The sequence below is a fragment of the Acidovorax sp. KPB24-07 genome, from assembly GCF_057543315.1.
The window spans coordinates 1-580 of sequence record NZ_BAAJYS010000942.1 but is presented as its reverse complement, the minus strand read 5'-3'; the positions used below and the strand labels follow the sequence as shown (position 1 = coordinate 580).

Below are 580 nucleotides of genomic sequence, written 5' to 3'. Positions count from 1 at the left end.
CAGGCCGGCGGCGACCGGGTGGCGCCCCGCGCGCCCACTGCCCGCGACTGGCGGTCTTTCGGGCTGGCAGCGCTGCTGTGGTGTGCGCTGGCCGCCGTGGTTGTGATCGTCTCGGCGGTGCTGCAGTGGGCGGTGCTGCGCCACGCGCCGACATGGCTGGCCGCAGTGCTGCTGGCGCTGCTGCTCAAGCCGCTGCTGGCCTGGCGCATGCTGCGCGACGAGGTGCTGGCGGTGGAAGCCGCACTGGCCGAATCGCTGGAGGCCGGGCGCGCGCGACTGGCGCGCCTGGTGAGCCGCGACGTGCAGGCGCTCGACGCGGTGCAGGTGCGCGAGAGCGCCATCGAGTCGCTGGCCGAGAACCTCAACGACTCCGTGGTCGCGCCGCTGTTCTGGTTCGCGCTGCTGGGCCTGCCTGGCGCCGCGCTCTACCGTTTCGCCAACACGGCCGATGCCATGTGGGGCTACCCCGGCATGCGCGGCGGGCGCTACTGGCAGTGGGCCGGCAAATGGGCGGCGCGCGCGGACGACGCGCTGTCGTGGCTGCCGGCGCGGCTCACGGCGCTGCTGCTGCGGGCCATTG

The 580-nt window shown here is 74.5% G+C and carries 1 protein-coding gene; it reads left to right on the top strand.

All coding sequences use genetic code 11. From position 1 onward, the window contains the following. The coding region (locus AC27IQ_RS26800; RefSeq protein ID WP_487091512.1) for a CobD/CbiB family cobalamin biosynthesis protein at positions 1-580 on the top strand (580 nt) is incomplete at both ends.